This window comes from Collinsella sp. TM06-3 (genome assembly GCF_003436395.1).
Lineage (GTDB): Bacteria > Actinomycetota > Coriobacteriia > Coriobacteriales > Coriobacteriaceae > Collinsella.
Genome location: NZ_QSPG01000007.1, coordinates 65145 through 83632 on the forward strand (window position 1 = coordinate 65145; position 18488 = coordinate 83632).

17 protein-coding genes are annotated in these 18488 nt (G+C 60.1%); 4 read left to right on the plus strand and 13 right to left on the minus strand.

From position 1 onward, the window contains the following. Positions 1 to 27 precede the first annotated feature (27 nt). Together DXD56_RS04580 and DXD56_RS04585 are read right to left on the minus strand one after the other, a co-directional pair. On the minus strand, positions 28 to 1458 hold the full coding sequence (locus tag DXD56_RS04580) for a 6-phospho-beta-glucosidase (RefSeq protein WP_117635389.1): 1431 nt from the start codon (positions 1456 to 1458) through the stop codon (positions 28 to 30). 121 nt (positions 1459 to 1579) lie between these two features. Next, positions 1580 to 2560, minus strand: a complete 981-nt coding sequence (locus tag DXD56_RS04585) for an EamA family transporter (RefSeq protein WP_117640333.1) — start codon at positions 2558 to 2560, stop codon at positions 1580 to 1582. A 497-nt stretch (positions 2561 to 3057) separates the two neighbouring features. Between DXD56_RS04585 and DXD56_RS04590 the strand changes: the two genes are divergently transcribed. From DXD56_RS04590 to DXD56_RS04600, 3 genes are all read left to right on the plus strand, one after another. After that, a complete protein-coding gene (locus DXD56_RS04590) occupies positions 3058 to 3600 on the plus strand; it encodes a DJ-1 family glyoxalase III (RefSeq protein WP_117583934.1) in 543 nt (180 codons plus the stop codon). Then, complete coding sequence (locus DXD56_RS04595) at positions 3597 to 4178, plus strand: nucleoside triphosphate pyrophosphatase (protein WP_117640334.1); 582 nt, start codon at positions 3597 to 3599, stop codon at positions 4176 to 4178. The genes DXD56_RS04590 and DXD56_RS04595 overlap by 4 nt, the downstream gene beginning before the upstream one ends. A 101-nt stretch (positions 4179 to 4279) precedes the next feature. Next, positions 4280 to 5281 (plus strand): P1 family peptidase, encoded by a 1002-nt coding sequence (locus DXD56_RS04600; RefSeq protein WP_117640335.1) that lies wholly within the window; start codon positions 4280 to 4282, stop codon positions 5279 to 5281. A gap of 376 nt (positions 5282 to 5657) precedes the next feature. Here the strand turns inward: DXD56_RS04600 and DXD56_RS04605 are convergent, their stop codons facing one another. Both DXD56_RS04605 and glf read right to left on the minus strand, forming a co-directional pair. Beyond that, a complete protein-coding gene (locus DXD56_RS04605; RefSeq protein WP_117640336.1) occupies positions 5658 to 6689 on the minus strand; it encodes a glycosyltransferase family 2 protein in 1032 nt (343 codons plus the stop codon). Then, a complete protein-coding gene (glf, locus tag DXD56_RS04610) occupies positions 6682 to 7884 on the minus strand; it encodes a UDP-galactopyranose mutase (protein ID WP_117640337.1) in 1203 nt (400 codons plus the stop codon). The genes DXD56_RS04605 and glf overlap by 8 nt, the downstream gene beginning before the upstream one ends. Before the next feature lie 232 nt (positions 7885 to 8116). Here glf and pta point away from each other — a divergent pair, with 232 nt between their 5' ends. Beyond that, positions 8117 to 9097 carry a phosphate acetyltransferase gene (pta, locus tag DXD56_RS04615; RefSeq protein ID WP_117640338.1) on the plus strand — a complete coding sequence of 327 codons (981 nt, stop codon included), beginning with the start codon at positions 8117 to 8119 and terminating at the stop codon, positions 9095 to 9097. 352 nt (positions 9098 to 9449) lie between these two features. On the opposite strand, the gene DXD56_RS04620 is transcribed toward pta, so the two are convergent. From DXD56_RS04620 to rnd, 9 genes are all read right to left on the minus strand, one after another. Further along, the gene (locus DXD56_RS04620) at positions 9450 to 10628 is read right to left on the minus strand and encodes an acetate/propionate family kinase (RefSeq protein ID WP_117640339.1); all 1179 of its coding nucleotides are present in this window, start codon (positions 10626 to 10628) and stop codon (positions 9450 to 9452) included. Between the two features lie 164 nt (positions 10629 to 10792). After that, complete coding sequence (locus DXD56_RS04625; protein ID WP_006234305.1) at positions 10793 to 11971, minus strand: acetate/propionate family kinase; 1179 nt, start codon at positions 11969 to 11971, stop codon at positions 10793 to 10795. A 120-nt stretch (positions 11972 to 12091) separates the two neighbouring features. Beyond that, positions 12092 to 13252 carry an MFS transporter gene (locus tag DXD56_RS04630; protein ID WP_117640340.1) on the minus strand — a complete coding sequence of 387 codons (1161 nt, stop codon included), beginning with the start codon at positions 13250 to 13252 and terminating at the stop codon, positions 12092 to 12094. A 119-nt stretch (positions 13253 to 13371) separates the two neighbouring features. Continuing rightward, positions 13372 to 14262: a LysR family transcriptional regulator gene (locus DXD56_RS04635; protein WP_117640341.1), complete on the minus strand. Its 891-nt coding sequence runs from the start codon at positions 14260 to 14262 to the stop codon at positions 13372 to 13374. Positions 14263 to 14303: 41 nt separating this feature from the next. Further along, positions 14304 to 14639: a histidine triad nucleotide-binding protein gene (locus DXD56_RS04640; protein WP_035137921.1), complete on the minus strand. Its 336-nt coding sequence runs from the start codon at positions 14637 to 14639 to the stop codon at positions 14304 to 14306. 49 nt (positions 14640 to 14688) lie between these two features. Then, positions 14689 to 14955, minus strand: coding sequence for an exodeoxyribonuclease VII small subunit (xseB, locus tag DXD56_RS04645; protein ID WP_006234311.1), 267 nt, complete (start codon positions 14953 to 14955; stop codon positions 14689 to 14691). 42 nt (positions 14956 to 14997) lie between these two features. Further along, the gene (xseA, locus tag DXD56_RS04650) at positions 14998 to 16449 is read right to left on the minus strand and encodes an exodeoxyribonuclease VII large subunit (RefSeq protein WP_370446005.1); all 1452 of its coding nucleotides are present in this window, start codon (positions 16447 to 16449) and stop codon (positions 14998 to 15000) included. 115 nt (positions 16450 to 16564) lie between these two features. Next, positions 16565 to 17269 (minus strand): zinc metallopeptidase, encoded by a 705-nt coding sequence (locus DXD56_RS04655; RefSeq protein ID WP_099431506.1) that lies wholly within the window; start codon positions 17267 to 17269, stop codon positions 16565 to 16567. A 64-nt stretch (positions 17270 to 17333) separates the two neighbouring features. After that, entirely contained in the window at positions 17334 to 18467 is a 1134-nt protein-coding gene (rnd, locus tag DXD56_RS04660; protein WP_117640342.1) for a ribonuclease D, read from the minus strand. Positions 18468 to 18488: the final 21 nt, after the last annotated feature.

Sequence of the window (18488 nt, forward strand, 5' to 3'; positions counted from 1 at the left end):
TTCTCCTTAGTGATATTGCCCGGGTGGTTAGCCCAGGTCGCCTCCGTTGGTGGCGATGGCCTGTTGATACCAGTAGAAGCTCTTCTTGCGCCTGCGCTCGAGCGTGCCGTTGCCCAGGTTGTCGCGGTCCACGTAGATGAAGCCGTAGCGCTTCTCCATCTCGCCGGAGCCCGCGCTCACGAGGTCGATCGGCCCCCAGGTGGTGTAGCCGAGCATCTCGACGCCGTCCTGCTCGATAGCGTCACGCATGGCCTCGATGTGCTCGCGCAGGTAGGCGATGCGGTAGTCATCCTCGATCGTGCCGTCGGGAAGCACCTCGTCATAGGCGCCGAGGCCGTTCTCCACCACAAAGAGCGGCTTCTGATAGCGGTCCCAGAGGTCGTTGATCGTGATGCGGAACCCCAGCGGGTCGATGACCCAGCCCCAGTCGCTCGTGCGCACGTAGGGGTTCTCTACGCCGGCGAAGGCGTTGCCCTCGGCGACGCCGCCCACGGAATCGGGGTCGCCCGCGGTACAGCGCGAGGAGTAGTAGCTAAACGAGATGAAGTCGACGGTGTTCTCCGCAAGGATGCGCTCGTCCTCGGCGGTCATGCCCACGTCGATGCCCTCGCGCTCGAGCATCTTGAGCGCGTAGCCGGGGTAGTGCCCGCGTGCCTGCACGTCCACGAAGAAGAGGTCCTCCTGGTTCTTGACCTGCGCTGCACGGACGTCCTCGGGACGACAGGAGTAGGGGTAGTAGCTTCCCGCGGCGAGCATGCAGCCAACCTTGTTCTCCGGGTCGACCTCGTGGGCGATCTTGGTGGCCCAGGCGCTCGCCACGAGCTCGTTGTGCGCGGCGCGGTACTCGGCCTCGCGGGCATTCTCCCCGGGCTCGAGGACGATGCCGGCACCCATGAAGGGACGGTGCAAGATCATGTTCATCTCGTTGAACGTGATCCACCAATGCACGAGGCCGCGGTAGCGGTTGAAGAGCACCTTCACCAGCCGCTTGTAGAGCTCGATGAGGGCGCGGTTTCGCCAGGCGCCGTACTTCTTGACGAGGTGGATGGGGCAGTCGAAGTGCGTGATGGTCACGAGGGGCTCGATCCTGTGCTCGCGGCAGCAGCGGAACACGTCCTCGTAGAAGGCGAGCCCGGCCTCGTTGGGCTCCTCCTCGTCGCCATTGGGGAAGATGCGGCTCCAGGCGATGGAGAGGCGAAAGACCTTAAAGCCCATCTCCGCGAAGAGGGCTATGTCCTCGCGGTAGTGGTGGTAGAAGTCGATGCCCGTCTGGGCCGGGTAGTAGTACCCGGGCTCAAAGTCGAGCATGCGCCTCAGGCCGCGACTTACGTCGTTGCGCTCCGACCCGTGTGGGATGACGTCGACATTGGCAAGGCCGCGGCCGCCCTCGTCATAACCTCCCTCGCATTGGTTAGCAGCGGTGGCTCCTCCCCAAAGGAACCCTTTTGGAAATGGCATGGTGCCTCCTTCTCTCTGGCGCCCCCACCTCTGCGGGGACGCTTTATAACGTCCTTGCGACCTCACGCGCCGGGCCCGTGGCCCTTTCCCTGATGCGCGCGGGCCGCCCGTGAAGGGGTGACTAGCTGATGGCTTGTCCTGCGGCGGCGCGACGTGCCTCCCGGCCTCCAAGCAGGGAGGGGACCTGTGCCAGGCACACGCCGGCGAGGATGATGGCGACGCCCAGCCACTCGACGACGCCGAGCGGCTCGCCGAGGACGATCATGGCGATGAGCAGGCCGGCGGGGAGTTCCGCGGCGGCCATGACAGTGGAGAGACCCGCGGGCAGGTGCGGAGAGCCCATGCCGAAGAGCAAGACCGGGCAGAGCATGCCAAAGAAGCCGGCGATGACGGCAAAGGGCAGGATGCCCTGGGCGAGGACGCCCGAGACGACGTAGTCCGGGCACACCGTGAGCGACATGACCACGGAGCCCGCGCACACGATGACGCCGCGCTGCTCGGACGAGCAGGGGGCCTCGACCTTGCCGGAGAGGGTGACAAAGAGGGAGCAGGACACGGCCGCCCCCAGCGCGCAGAGCAGGGCCACGGGGTCGTACCCGGTGATGCCGGTCTTGTAAACGCCGCTCGCGAACACCGTCCCGAAGACGATGGCCAGGGCGGAGGCCACTTGGAGGGGCCTCGGCGGCCGGCGCGTCATGACGGTCTGCCACACGAGCCCCAGCCACGTGAACTGGAAGAGGAGCGTGAGTGCCACCGGGGCGGGCAGCACGCTCATGGCGTAGCAGTAGAGGATTGAGGTGAGGCAGGTGAGGGCTCCCAGGCCCATGAGCTTAAGGGCGAGCTTCCAGCCCACGCGCTGCCAGCGGTGCCCGAGTGCGTGCCCTGCGAGCGTGGCGAGGGCGAAGAAGAGGCAGCCGAGCCACGCTTGGCTCGCCACCACCTGTGCCGAGGTGAAGCCCGCGGCGTAGGCGAGCTTGTAGGTCGTGGCCATCGCGCCGTAGCAGGCGCCGCCCGCAAAGACCTGGAGCGCCGCCTTGGCCTGTCCCACGCCCGTGGCTCCCGCCCCGGCGGCCTGTTGCTTGATTGTGTTTGTTCCTGCCATTAGGCTCCCCTCCGTCTGCTGCCTTGCAGACGCACGTCTCGTGCGTCTGTTCCCTGCAGTCGGAAGGTGGGCTCGTGCGGTCTTCTGGCGGTGCATGTGGCACCTGCTGCCAAGACGAAAAAAGCCACGCAACCGACTGCTCGGTTACGTGGCAAAAAGGTGGCTAGCGCCCAGAAAAGTCCACGCGTTTTTAGACTGGGACAATGTACTACAACAGGTGAGATTCCGTCAAGAAAAACCGAGGAAAAAAGTGCCTCTGCCCGCCGTACCTGTGGCGGTCGCTCCCCGAACGGGGCGGTGCTGTTGGGGACTGTCTCGATCTGTAACAGTTGGGGCTAGTTTTGGTCGATGGATGTTACAGCTTGAGATTGTTGAGGATGGGTGGGGGTAGCTAATTCGGACGGGGCTATTTTAAACATTGGGAAATCGAGCGTGGCAAGCGGAGGTCTTCGGGGTATAAGACGGCTAATTGTATGCCGCCTATGAAAGGAACCCTCATGCCCAGCGTTGCCGTTCTCGCCGCCGATGGCTTTGAAACTATTGAATGCCTGACCATGGTCGATGTCATGCGTCGCGGCGGCGTGCGCGCCACGCTTGTCTCGATCATGCCCACGCGCGAGGTCGTAAGCTCGCTGCAGATCCCCGTGACCTGCGATGCGCTCTTTGATGAGATCAATTTTGACGAGTACGACTGCGTCGTGCTGCCCGGCGGCCTGCCCGGTGCCACCAACCTGCGCGCCGACCAGCGCGTCTGCGACGTAGTCTGCGATTTCGCCGCGACCAAGCACGTTGCCGCCATCTGCGCCGCCCCGTTTATCCTGGGCGAGCTCGACCTGCTCGAGGGACGCCACGCCACGTGCTTCCCCGGCTTTGAGAAGAGCTTCCCCGAGGGCGCCTATACCGGCGACAAGGTCACGCACGACGGCAACATCATCACCGCCAGCGGCATGGCCCAGTCACTCCCCTTTGCGCTTGAGCTGCTGCGTACGCTCGCTGGAGACAAGGCTGTCGAGAAGGTTGCCGAGGGCATTCAGCTATGATTTTGGCTTCGCAATCACCGCGCCGCATCGAGTTGATGCGCGAAGCGGGCTACGACATCCGCGTCATTCCCGCTGACATCGACGAGACTCCTTTTGATAACGAGGCCCCGCTTACGCTTGTCGAGCGCTTGGCTCGCGCTAAGGCTGCCGCCGTTGCCGCCGAGCACGCCGATCCCAGTGAGCTGACCATCGCGGCCGACACCATCGTCACCTTCGATGGCAAGATTTTGGGTAAGCCGGCAAACGAGGACGAAGCCCGTACCATGCTCCACGAGCTCTCCGGGCGCACGCATCAGGTCGCAACCGGCGTCTGCATCGTTAGAGCCGGAGACGCCACAGCCCCGCACGCCGCCGAGAGCCTGTCGTTTGTCGATGTGACCGACGTGACGTTCTATGAGCTCACCGACGAGCAGATTGAGCGCTACGTCGCCTCAGGCGAGCCCATGGACAAAGCCGGCGCCTACGGCATTCAGGGCACAGGAGGACGCATGCTCGTGCATGATATTTCGGGCGACTTCTACAACGTGGTGGGCCTGCCCATCGCTCGCGTCGCGCGTGCGATTCAAAAACTATCGTAATTGCATCTGGCGCTGGGTATCCCCCAGCGCCTACAATTTCGGCGTACCGTACGGATCCCGACCGGGCATAAGGCCCGGCGGAAAACCGATAGGAGTAAAACATGGATACACTGCTTGAGGCCATTGACGTTTGCGATGTCGATGGCTTTTGCTTTGGCAACTACACGGACGAGGAGGCCGGCACCGGTTGCACCGTAATCGTGGCAACCGAGGGCGCCACCGGCGGTGTTGACGTTCGCGGCGGTGCCCCGGCATCGCGCGAAACCGACCTGCTGCGACCCGAGAACACCGTCGACAAGGTCCACGCCGTCTGCCTTTCGGGCGGATCGGCCTTTGGCCTGGAGGCCGCAAGCGGCGTCGCTCGCGAGCTTGAGAGCCGCGGCATCGGCCTTCCCGTCGGCCCCACGCAGGTGCCTATCGTGTGCTCCAGCTGTATCTTCGACCTCGCCTTTGGTAACCCCACCGTTCGCCCCGACATAGAGGCCGGCATCGCCGCCGTGCGCGAAGCACTCGACAACACCCCCACCACGCTCGAGCAGGGCAATGTAGGTGCCGGCACGGGTGCCACCGTCGGAAAGCTCATGGGGCCCACCACCTGCATGAAAGCCGGCCTTGGCGCTGCCGCCGTGGCGCTCGGTCCCGTTAAGGTAGGCGCCGTGGTTTCGGTCAACGCCTGCGGCAACGTGGTCGACCCCTTCACCGGCGAGTGGGTCGCCGGCATGCGCGCCGCCGCCGATAGCGACCAGATCGTCGACATGGAACTCGCAGCCTTTGCTGCCGCCGGATCCATGCAGATGCCGCTCGACCGCACCAACACCACCATCAGCTGCATCGTCACCAACGTGGAACTCACTAAGGCGCAAGCCACCAAGGTCTCCCAGATGGCCGCAGACGCCTACGCACACGCCATCCGTCCCACACACACCACCAACGACGGCGACACCATCTACACCCTCGCCAGCGGCAAACTGGGCACCCAGGCAAGCGCCGCCGTTCCCCTAGACCTGCTGGGCATGCTCGCAGTAAGGGCCCTGGAAACTGCCATCGTAAACGGAGCCAAAACCGCCAAAACCTCCCACGGCATCCCCGGCGCCGCAAAGTAATCTCACTCGACCGTCGGTCGGAGGCGGGCGGGCATTACGTTTGCTGCTCTACAGTCCTATGCAAGACGAAGGCCACATTAAGTGGCCTTCTTTGCATGCGGAACTCGCGACAAACGTAATGCCCGCCCGCCTCCGACCGACTTCCAATCTAATTCTTTTCAGCCCAGGCCCCTGTGTACCGCGCGTCGAAGATCTTCAAATTCAAATAACCTGACAATCGATTCTTATAGCAGAGGCCCCTTGGCCTTTAGTTTGCTACAAGTTCCGCACGAGCCGGAAAGCACTCAATGTGCTTTCCGTGCGAGCAGGACTGTTCGCAGTGGCAAACTAAAGGCCAAGGGGCCCTGTCAACCTATCAGCAGCGATTACTCAGCAGTTAGTTGAATTTGAAGATCTTTGAGGCAAGACGGTATAGGCCGAGTGTGGTTTTGTCTCCGGCACGACCGCGGAGGTTAGTGAAGAAGCCGACCACACCGTAACGTGCACGACGATACATACGCTCGTCATAGGCCTTCAAATCATTCCACAGCGTCTTCAGGCGCTCGTCGGCGCAATCCTCGTCGGAAAGCTTGGTGAGCACCGAGCAGATCGCCATCATCATAGTGAAATAACCCATCATGTACGAGCGCAGACGCGACGACTCAACATCGCTGTACAGGTGGAACGACTCCATCATGATGCGCGTCACACGGAACTGCTGGTCCAGGCGCTTGACCATCGTGGCCTCGTTGACGCTCTGGCCCTCGCGACCGATAAAGTAGCGATAGAGGTCGATGTCGGCGTAGTACATGGTCTTGCAGCGCGGCAGCGGCACGTATGCGTAGATATTATCCACGTAGAACGTGTGTGCCGGCATAGGCAGATTGGACTCACGCAGCACATCGGTGCGATAGCACAGGCTGTGCATAAGCAGGTTCTGATCGGGACGGAAGTGTCCGATCTGGTCCCAAGAGAAAATCTTTTTGCGCGGAAGGGCAAACTTGTAGCCAATAGCGGTGTGCGTGCCCTCGTAAACCTTCTCGTACACGTAGTTCGAGATAAACAGGTCGACGCGCTGGTCGCGCTCCTCAAAGCCACGCAGAATCGACAGCATGGTCGAAAGCGCCGCACCGTCGAGCCAGTCGTCCGAGTCAACGACCTTATAGTACGTACCATGCGCCTCGCGCAGGCCCGAGAGGACGGCGATACCGTGGCCGCCATTCTCCTGGTGCACCGCGCGGATGATTCCGGGATAACGGGCCTCCCACTCGTCGGCCTTGGCGGCCGTCTCGTCCTTGGAGCCGTCATCCACCACGATAATCTCGATATCGGTGGCGTAATTGCTCCCCTCCAAGATGGAGGTAATGCAATGGTCCATGTCCTTGGCGGCGTTATATGAGGGAATACCGAATGTTATGACTTTATGCATGGCAGGCGATAATCTCATCCGAAAGATCGAGGGCAGAATTGGTCACGGCGTCCATATCGTAGTAACGATACTCGGCCAGACGACCCACCGGGTGGAAGTTCGTCAGGTTCTGGACGCGCTCAAGGTAGCGCTCGTAGAGCTCACGGTTCTCGGGCTCCAGAATAGCGTAGTACGGCGTCTCGCCCGAGCCGGGCGTATAGGCCTTGGAGTACTCCTTCATGATGGTGGTCTTGCCGGGCAGGACCTGACCAGTCATGTTCTTGAACTCGGTAATGCGCGTATAGTCCTCGCTCGTGGTGTAGTTGACGGTGCCCACGGGCTGGAACTGATCCAAATCGAGCGTCTCGAACTTCATATCGAGCGTGCGGTACGGCAGCGCGCCCAGGTCGAGGTTGAACAGCTCGTCGAGCGGACCGGTGTAGACGATCTCGCCACCATAGACCTTGCCGTCGATCTTGACGGTGGTCTCGTCGATTTCAAAGAGGTCACGGGCGTCTACGTCACAGAATACGTCGATCAGATCGTGATCGAGCATATGCTCGAACAGCGCGGTATAGCCGTCCTGCGGCATGCCCTGGAAAGGAGCCTGCGGGAAGTAGCGATCGTCATCGCCCACAAAGACGGGAACGCGGCCGGTGATCGAGGGGTCGATCTGGTCGGGCGTCTGGCCCCACTGCTTCATGGTGTAATGCAAAAAGACGTTCTCATAGACATAATCGGCGACCTCGGCAAGATCCGGGTCGTTCTTCTTGCGCAGCTCCATAATGGGCACCTTGACGTCCTTGCCAAAGGTCTCCACGAGCTTTTGGTACAGCTCCTCGCCGCGCTCATCGCCAAAGGCAAGCTTGAGGCTCGCATGGTTAAAGGGTACGGGCATGAGGGTGCCGTTGATGTTGGCGAGCACCTTGTGCTGGTAGTCCGTCCACTTGGTAAAGCGCGACAGGAAGTTATGGACGCGCTCGTTAAAAGTGTGATAGATGTGCGGACCGTACTCGTGGACCAGGATTCCGGCCTCGTCAGTGCAGTCGTAGGCATTACCCGCGATGTGGCCGCGACGCTCCAAAACGGCAACACGATAGCCGATAGTTTCGGCAAGACGGCGGGCGCAAACGGCACCGGCATAACCGGCGCCGACAACGATCATGTCGTACGCACCGGCATTAAAGCCTTCAGGCAGGCCTGAGGTAATCTGCATCGATACTCCTTGTCAAAAGCCACACGCTTTTTAACTGGGCTTTTTCTCGAACATACGTCGAGACATATTTATCAGAGCGATTATAGCGCTAATGCGTCCTATAATGAGCTTGCCACACAAGGAAAGCTCAAGCACCGCGGCGTACATTATTGAAAGGTAAACCCGCTAGCAGCGGGTTTATTCGTGTACAGCCGAGGGCCTGGAGCTTAGCAAAACGCTTGTAAGGAGTAACATGAGCGATTTCCTAAACCGTATGAAGTCTGCCGCCAAGGCCGACCTTAAGACGATCGTCCTGCCCGAGGGCGAGGATCCGCGTACCATCGTCGCGGCAAACAAAATCATCGAGGAGGGCCTGGCAAAGCTTGTCATCCTGGGCAACCCCGACGAGATCGATGTTCCCGGCGCCACCGTCATCGACCCGCGCAACGCCGAGAAGCACGAGGAGTACGCGCAGAAGTTTGCCGAGCTCCGCGCCAAGAAGGGCGTCACCATCGAGCAGGCTCGTGCCCAGGTGATGGACGCCACCTACTTTGGCACCATGATGGTCAAGATGGGCGATGCCGACGGCCTGGTCTCCGGTGCCTGCCACTCCACCGCCGACACCCTGCGCCCCGCGCTGCAGATCCTCAAGACTGCCCCGGGCACCAAGCTGGTCTCGGCCTTCTTCGTGATGTGCACCGACACCCCGCAATTCGGCACCGACGGTACGCTGATCTTCGCCGACTGCGGCCTCAACATCAACCCGTCCTCTGACGAGCTCTCCGAGATCGCCATCGCCTCGGCCCACTCCTGGTCCACCTTTATGGGCAATGTTGAGCCGCACGTGGCCATGCTCTCCTACTCCACCATGGGCTCCGCCGGTGGCGAGGTCGCCAAGAAGGTCCAGGAGGCCGTGAAGTTCTGCAAGGAGAAGGCACCCGAGCTCGCCATCGACGGCGACCTGCAGCTCGATGCTGCTATCGTCCCCACCGTCGCCCAGCTCAAGGCTCCCGGCTCCTCCGTCGCCGGTAAGGCCAACGTGCTCGTGTTCCCCGACCTCGAGGCCGGCAACATCGGCTACAAGCTGGTCCAGCGCTTCGCCGGCGCCGACGCTTACGGCCCCATTCTGCAGGGCATCGCCAAGCCGGTCAACGACCTGTCGCGCGGCTGCTCTGCCGACGACATCGTGGGTGTCGTAGCCATCACCGCCGTCCAGGCTCAGATGGCTGAGTAGCGGACGCACTCGCCCGAAGGCCGTACGGGCTAACCCCTGAAAACGTCCTCGACCAATGAAACGCCCCCGTTCTGCTCCTTCGGAGCTACGAACGGGGGCGTTTCTGGTCTGCGGAATGTTTTCAGGGGTTAGCCCGTACGGCCTTCTACTGCTACGAAGCATTCAGAGCATCTGGAGTGGACGGCGGCTTGGCTACGAGCTGGGGCTGAGGATCTGAATGGATGGGTGTCGTTGCTGGGAGCGCAGGCGTTACTGGTGATGATCACTTTGGGACTGGAATTTCCGCCTGCTAGCAAAAAGGCCTCCTGAGCTGCTGCTCAGGAGGCCTTTCGTTCAATCGCAAGCGAACGCACTAGTTATTCGCGGTCAGGCGCTCGACGTCGTGGGCGATCATGTATTCCTCGTCGGTGGGGATGACCATGACCGTGACGGCGGAACCGGCGGCGCTGATGACCTGTGGGCCGTTGCCCACGGCCTCGCGGTTCTTGTTGTTGTCGATACGCACGCCCAGCCACTCAAAGCAGTCGCAGAAGGCCTTGCGGATCGACCAGTCATTCTCGCCGATGCCGGCGGTAAAGGTAATGGTGTCCACGCCCGCCATGGAGGCAATCATGGAACCAGCTTGCTGCATGGCCTTGTATGCGAACATATCGAAGGCAAGCAGGCAGCGCTCGTCACCCTCGGAAGCGCGCGTACGAATGTCTCGGGCATCGTTGGAGATGCCCGAGATGGCAAGCAGACCGGACTGCTTGTTCATCATGTCGTCGACTTCCTGGTAGCTGTAGCCGCCCTCGCGCTGCAGGTAGCACACGGTAGCCGGGTCGATGGAGCCGCAGCGGGTTCCCATCATCAGGCCGTCGAGCGGCGTGAGGCCCATCGTGGTGTCGCGGCACACACCATCCTCGATGGCGGCAAGCGAGGCGCCGTTGCCCAAATGGCACGAGAGCAGGCGGTGGCAGCGCGAGCCCAGAATCTCCTTGGCCATCATCCACTCGTAGCGGTGGCTCGTACCGTGGGCGCCGTACTTGCGCACGTGGTACTTGTCGCACACGTCCTTGGGCAGCGCATAGGTGTAGGCAACCTCGGGCATGGTCATGTGGAACGAGGTGTCGAAGACGGCCACGTTGGGCAGCTCCGGATACTTCTCGCGGCAATATTCGATTGCCGCGGCCTCGCCGTAATTGTGCAGCGGGGCGAGCGGGGCCACCTCAAGGATCTTAGCCATGACCTCATCGTCGACGACCGCGGAATCATCGAAGTGCCAGCCACCCTGAACGATACGGTGGCCGATGCCATCGATCGTAAAGTCGGTCTTCTCGAGCTCCTCGAGCACGCGCGCAATGGCGCAGCGATGATCGGGAAAAGGAATCTCCTCGGTCAGCTTGGCACCACCGTTCTCGGAATGGCCAAAGGTGCCCATCTCCGAGCCGATACGCTCGCAGTTGCCCTTGGCGAAAACCTCGCGGGTATCGGTATCCAAAAGCTGATATTTAAGGCTCGAGCTGCCGGCGTTGACAACAAGTACGTTCATGAGACTCCTTCGTGATTACAGTACGGTCGGCAAACCTATAAGGTGGCCGTACACTTAATAAGAAGTTATCAGAATCCAATAAATATCTATTAAACTCTTCGCCCAAAGAGCGTAAAAGGGGGCTGAACGGCACAAGGCCATCCAGTCCCCTCCCCTTGCATCAATTACTTGCCGTTGACGATGCGCTCGACGTCGGAAGCGATCATGAACTCCTCGTCCGTGGGGATGACGAAAATCTTGACCTTGGAATCCTTGGCTGACAGGCACCAAGCGCCGTCGCCGCGCAGAGCGTTGCGGGCATGGTCCATCTTGACGCCCATAAAGGCCAGACGATCGGCCACGCCAGCGCGGACGGCCGGAGCGTGCTCGCCGATGCCGGCGGTAAAGACCAGGGTGTCCATGCCGCACATGGAGGTGGCCATCTCGGCGGCCTTGGCGGCAATCTTGTAGACGAACATATCGAAGGCGAGCTGGGCCTCGGGGTCGCCGGCAGCGGCGAGCTCCTCAACGTTGCGGCAGTCGTTGGTCTTGCCACCGGTCACAGCCAAAAGGCCGGACTTCTTGTTCATCATCTCGTCGACCTCGTCGAAGGTGTAGCCGCCTTCGCGCTGCAGGTAGCACACGGTGGCCGGGTCGATGGAGCCGCAGCGGGTGCCCATCATGACACCGTCGAGCGGCGTCAAGCCCATGGTGGTGTCCATGCACTTGCCGTCCTCGATGGCGCACAGGGAAGCGCCGGAACCGATGTGGCACACGACGACCTTGCGGGCCTCGCCGTTGGTCATCTCGGCGACCTTCTTGGAGATGTAGCGATAGCTGGTGCCATGAGCGCCGTACTTACGGATGTGCAGCTTGTCGCAGACGTCCTTGGGCAGGGCGTAGGTCTTGGCGACCTCGGGCATGTTGAAGTGGAAAGCGGTGTCGTAGACCGTGACGTTGGGCAGGTCGGGATACTGCTCGAGGCAGTACTCGATAACGTTGGCCTCGGGGTTGTTGTGCAGCGGAGCGAGCGGAGCGACCTCGCGGATCTTGGCGAGGACGTCCTCGTCGACGAGGGAGGAATCGCCAAAGTACCAACCGCCCTGAACGATACGGTGGCCGATGCCCTCGATCTTGACGCCGTTGGCCTCGAGGTCCTTCAGGACGACCTCGATGGCGACCTTGTGGTCGGGGAACTCAATGTTCTCGGTCACCTTCTTGGAGCCGTTGGCAGCGTGGGTGAAGGTACCGCCGGTAAAGCAGACGCGCTCGCAGGAGCCCTTTGCGGACACCTTGTGGGACTTGGTATCGATGACCTGATACTTAAGGGTCGAAGATCCTGCGTTGACGACCAGAACGTTCATGTGTCTCCCTACTAACAGGCGGTGTGGCGCCGCCAGGTTACATACGCTTCAATAATAAACCCAAACGCCCTCGCGCTCGGGTTTATTGCGTTGATATATAAGTTATCGATGCCTAAATGCTCATGGCCTTTGACTTGTAAGACGAAATAGCGCGGGGATATACACCAGGGAAGTAATCCCGAGCGCAACAAGCAATACGACTCGAATGCCCGCAACGCTACTCAGCACAGAGTTGAGCAGATAGAAAAGAACAGCGCCCACCGCCACCATCTGGCTTTGAACCGAAATCAGTGAACAGCGCATCGATGAATCGGCAGCATTTTGAAAAACTGAGTATTTGATTGGGGCAAACAACGAGTAGGCGACCGTCTGCAGCACATAGAACACGGGCAGCAAATTAGCCGGAGTAAGGGGGATCAAAAACAAAGCTGTCAATACTAAGCGAATGATGCCGCAAATACGCGCAAAACGGCCCTTGTCGACATGAGCACTCACACTGGGCACAATAAGCCCCATAGAGGCCGAGGCAAGGAGCTGGACCGCAATGGTCACACCCGAAGCGACGGCATTCATTCCGCGACCCGCAAGCAGCAGTGAGAAAAAGTCTTCCAGGGCGACAAAAGCAAATGCCTGAGAACAGTCCATGATGAACGCTGAACGAAGAATGCCATTACACGCAATAGCAGCACCGATCATCTTCGGGCTAATTCCACGCTCAGGTGCCCCCGCAGCGCCCCCTCTTCGCATCTCAGGAATGCAGACAACGACAACCAACGTCAACACCATTGCGATGATATCTGCCGAAAGACCAATGAGATATGCACCGACAGACGAAATGAAACCGCCCACGCAAGCGGAGATGGCATAAGAGGCATAGAAAACAAATCGCTCAACGACATTAAGTCTTACGAGCTGGTCCTGAGAGACGCTGTCAATGTAAATCGCTTCTATGGATCCGCTCAGACATGCAACGGCAAAACCTTTGAGAGCGAACGCACCGATTAAAAGCAGAGGGGAACGGACGAGAAGCAGGGCGGCGTAGTATCCAAGCATCCCCACGACGCCAACGAGACCGCTTGTCTTTCGTCCAAACCTATCAGCAATATAGCCAGTGGGAACTTCAAGGATGAACTTGCTCACTTGATGTGCAATCATCATGCTAGAAATCGCCGCCATCGAGAATCCGACGAATTCAAGGTAAACCGTCAGAAAATACAAAATGGTGCTGAAATTCGACAGAAAAACGAACGTCATATAAAGCAAAACCGTACGGTTTTTCATGCTCCGCCCTCCAAGAGTCAACAATCTAAATCGGAATCTTGGAAAAGCATGAGGGCAAAGCCGTCAGTCATGTGTTACAAGGCGTCAACATTCACTTGACGACACGAGGCCAAATGGCCTCACGAAGCGAGATGACGCAATAGGTGGAGAAATACCGTCTGGTGTCGATCGGTCCAGGCATTTTGTCGATAGCAAAAGTAAATGGGCAAGGCTACGTCATGTGAGGCTTCAATGGAGCACTCGCTCACTTCCGATCCATCCGATGCGTGAGAAGAGCCAGAAAAACCCAATATCAATCCCCCGGCTTGAAGAAACTCAGCCTGCGCCCTGTTTTCGTATTCGACATCACGGAAGCGAAAATTGACGAGCTGGGCTTCAGGGCATTGGTTAATCGCATTGAGACAGGGTGACAAATTAATGGGAACAGCGAGCCTGCCGCCCAGTAACTCACGAATGGTCATAGCGTCAACAGATTGATGACCCGCTGGGTATGAAAGAACCTTGAGCTCCTTTTCACCCAAATATTTTGAAGAAAGAACGCTGTCCCGTGGTTCCTCAAACGAGATAGCCGCGTCCGAAATTCCAAGTATAAGTGATTCAAAGCATGTAGCCGTTGGCTGATGCCACACATCAAGGTGAATCTGAGGGTGCGAGCGTTCAAACGAGTCATACCAGTTTTCGGCAAAAAGGCGCCCCCGCCCATGAAGGCAGGGGGCGTAAAGACGGAAATGGCCGTCGGGCGAAACGCCGCCGTTCCCCGATTGAGCGTACTTTTTGAGATCGTCGACTTGTGCCAGGATCACGCGTGCACGACGCGCAAATTCTCTGCCCGCCGGAGACAAAACAGCCTCCCCCGCCGATCGGTTGAGCAAAACAATCTGATACTCAGATTCCAACTTTTTGATTGCCGACGAAACGGCCTGCGGACTCACATGAACGGCGCGAGCTGCTTTGCGCACGCCGCCATAGTTCGCTACCGCTTGAAGGTATTCGAGTTGAGAAAGCTGCATAGATTACTCCAAAGGCAGCCAAGTCGACGGACTACGCGCCCTCAGATGAGGTTCTCGCCCAGGTTCTTGCCGCCGAGGACGTGCATGTGGAAGTGCATGACGGTCTGGCCGGCGTTGACACCCTTGTTGGAAATGACGCGGAAACCGTCCTCCAGACCCTTGGCCTTGGCGACCTCCTGGATGGCGTGAGCCATGGCGCCCATGGTCTCGGCAGGCACGTTGTCGGCGATGTCGCTGTAGTGCTTCTTGGGGATCACGAGCGTGTGGACCGGCGCCTGGGGGTTAAGGTCGTCGAAGGCGATGACCTGATCGTCCTCATAGACAACGGTCGAGGGGATCTCGTGGTTGGCAATTTTGCAAAAGATGCAATCGCACATGGTTGGTTCCTTTCTCACAGACCAAGGTAATTATATTTGGTCGGGATGGTTAGAACGAGAGGTTGTCGTCGGTGTTGGCGGCTTCGCCGTCGGCGAGCACGTCGTTGCCGTCGACGTCCTTAAGGAGCACCGAGACCTTCTGCTCGGCATCGGACAGGCGGGTGCGCAGGCTCTTGAGGAGCTCGACGCCGCGGGTGTAGCTCTCGAGCGACTCCTCGAGCTCCATATCGCCCGACTCAAGGCTGCGGATGATGAGCTCCAGCTCTTGCGAAGCCTGCTTGTACGTAAGCTGCTCGACCGGGGTCTTCTCTGCCATATCTGTTTCCTTTCCTAAAGGTCTATCACTGTGAAACGAGGTCTACTCGACCGTATCGACGGTTGCTGCCACGTTGCCGTCCGCCATGCGTACGCGGATGGCGTCGCCCGGCTTAAAGGTCTTGGCACTCGTAGCCACACCATCATCGCTGTACGCGATGGAGTAGCCACGGGCAAGCACCTTGAGCGGCGACAGGGCATCGAGCGACGCGGCAGCTCGGCCCAGGTCGGACGCGGGTTTGCTGAGCATCGTGCGCCCCTGATGCTCCAGGCGAGAACTCGCGAGCGTGAGCGCATGGCGCTTGCCATCGAGTCCTGAGGTGCTTGCGATCAAGCGCTCGGGCAGACGCTCGAAGTTGGAGCGGAAGGCCCCAACCGAACGCGTTATGGCGCCGGACAGACGATCAGCCGTCAGGGCAAGCTCAGACTCGCGACGCTCGACCATAAACGTTGGGTCGTTGAGGCACGGGCGGCACGCAGCCGCATCGAGTGCATCGCCTAAGCGAGCCGTATAGGTGTCCCAGGCACGACGACCGCGTTGGTCGAGCATTTCCAGATCGACCTGATCCGACCCGATCATCGAAGCCATCGCGGCGCCCAGACGCTGATGGCGCGTCTCGAGCACGTCGGCCAACTCCGTCATAGCCGGCGCCACCGATTCTGCCGCCGCCGTTGGCGTGGAGGCGCGACGGTCGCTCACCATATCGCAGATCGAGGTATCGGGCTCATGCCCAATACCGGTCACCACGGGCACGGGACAGGATGCCACCGCACGGGCAAGCTCCTCGTCGTTAAAGGTCATGAGGTCCTCGAAGGAGCCACCGCCGCGCACGAGCAAAATGCAATCGGGCGCCGGCGTAATGGCAGCGGCGCGGCGCAAGCCTTCAATAAGCTCTGCCGGCGCACCCTCGCCCTGGACCTTTGCGCCCACGCAGACGAGCTCGACGAGCGGATTGCGACGACGCAATGTGCGCTTGACGTCATCGATTACGGCGCCCGAAAGCGAGGTGACGACTGCCACACGCGAGCAAAACACCGGAATGCGACGTTTGCGCGCCTCATCCATCAGGCCCTCGCGACGCAGCTTTTCGGCCAACTGAGCCACCTGCTGACGCAGCAGGCCTTCCCCCGCCAGCGAGAACGAGCGGGCGACAAAGCTCATGCGACCCGTGGGCTTGTAGAGATTGAAACTGCCCTTAAAGCTCACCTGCATGCCGTCGCGCAGATCGAAGGTACGCTTAAGATAGGCGCCCTTCCAGATGATGCAGTCGACGGCCGCCGAGTCGTCCTTGATTTGGAAGTAGCAGTGGCCGCTTCGGGCATTGGGACCGCGGAAACCAGTGACCTCACCCAAAACGCTCAGCTGTGGAATGGCATCGAGCGCGCCGGCGGCGATCTCCACCGCTTGGCTCACGCTGAGCTCTTTGCGCTCCTGCTCGTCCGATCCGTCGAACTCGGCGGAAACGGCATTGCCGGTTAGATTCCAGCCTGCCACGCAGCCCCCTTTCGTCATCGTGCACATGGGCTCCGGCCCTGCGCTAATTCAAGTCCAACACATAGTACAGCGCCGCGGGGACACAAATCCCCACGGCGCCCGTCGGTCCCATTTGTTATCGGTTGGAGTTTCTGTTGTAGCGAGCCATAAGGTAGAGCAGCTGAATAATCGAGGTGAGCGCCGCGGCCACGTAGGTGAGCGCGGCAGCCGTCAACACCTTCTTGGCACCGTTGACCTGCTTGGAACTCATGCCCGACTGCTCAATATACGCCACGGCACGTCGGCTGGCATCAATCTCGACCGGCAGCGTAACCAGCTGGAATAGCACACTAAACGAGAAGAAGATCAGCGCGAGGGTCGTGAGCCCTGCTATGTTCATAAACAGGCCCATGAGCAGCACGATCGTCCAGGTGTTCTGGGTAAAGTTGACGACGGGGACCAAAGCGGTGCGTACCTTCATCATGGCGTAACCGCTTTGACGCTGCGCGGCATGACCTGCCTCGTGGCAAGCGACAGCAACGCTTGCGACCGACCCGCCCGAACGGTTAGCGTCCGACAGATACAGGTTGTTATCCTGCGGGTTGTAATGGTCGGTAAGCTCGCCGGCAACGCCCTTGATGCCCACGGCGCTACAACCGTTGGCGTCGAGCATGCGGCGAGCGACCGTGGCGCCCGTATCGCCGTCCGAGCGCACCTTAGACCACGTCTTGTACGTCGAGTTGATATAGCTCTGCGCGGCAAGGCCAAGCACTGTGCAGACAAGGACAACCAACAGGTACAGCGGGTCGATACCAAAGCCGTATCCATAGTAATAAGGCATGCGAATTCCTCCGAATCGAGTTACACGTTGGAGGCATTCTACCCACTCAGCCGACTAGGCTTCCCTATAACAACTCAATCTTTCCGTCCTTCACGGTGAGGCCCATGTTGCCGGAAAGCAGATCGTCCAGGCGCGAGCCCACAAGCTCAAAACGCCAACCTTCACGCAGGCGGCTCTGCTCGGGATGCTCAATGTAGTCGGCCAGGTCATCGCGTGAGGCAATGACCGAGGTAGCCACGCCCGAGCGCTCGGCAACCAAGCGAATGAGTGCATACATCAGGTCGGTCACGCTCTCCAGCTCCGGCGAGATCTGGCGATGCCCGCGCACCATGAGCGGCAGGCGGTCGTGCGGGCAGCTCGCGCCGCGTTTGATGGCCATGAGCGCGCCGTCCACATCGCGCTCCCCCAGCTGGTCGGTGCCGCGGATGCTGCGGAACTCCTCGACGCGCACGGGATTGCGCTTGACGAGCGCCAGCAACGTATCGTCGGACATGACCCACTTGCGCGGGACGTTGCGGCGCTCGGCGCGGTCCTCGCGCCAGGCGGCGAGCTCGCGCGCGATGCCCAACTGGTGACGGCTGCACGAGTTGATGCGCTTGACCTTGCGGAACGCCTCGTGACGATCGGCGCGATAGTGCGACTCGTCGGCCAGTGGGCGCAACTCGTCGAGTACCCAGTCCACCCGGCCCAGCTCGCGCAGGCGACTCATCATCTCGGTATAGGCGACGATCAGGTACTTGACGTCATCGATCGCGTACTCGATCTGCTTATCGGTCAACGGGCGGCGTGACCAATCGGTCAGCGACTCGGTCTTGGGCAGTGATACGCCGCAGAACGTCTGAACGAGCGCGCCATACGAAATCTGCTGGCGCTCGCCCAAAAAGGCGGCGGCAACCTGCGTGTCAAAAATGGGACGCGGCAGCACGCCCACGGTATGGAGCATAACCTCCATATCCTGCGAGCAGGCGTGAAACACCTTGGTCACGCTCTCGTCGGCCATAAGCTCTGCCAGCGGCGATAGGTCGTCGATCACCAGAGGATCGACCGCGACGCTCTCGGCAGGGGTGGCGATCTGGACCAAGCACAGGCGCGGGTGGAACGTGCGCTCGCGCAAAAACTCGGTATCGACGGCAATCGCGTCGAACTCGCGGGCGCGCTGACAAAAGTCGAGCAGAGCCTGATGTGTGGAAATGTACATATCAACCCATCGAATAAGGTT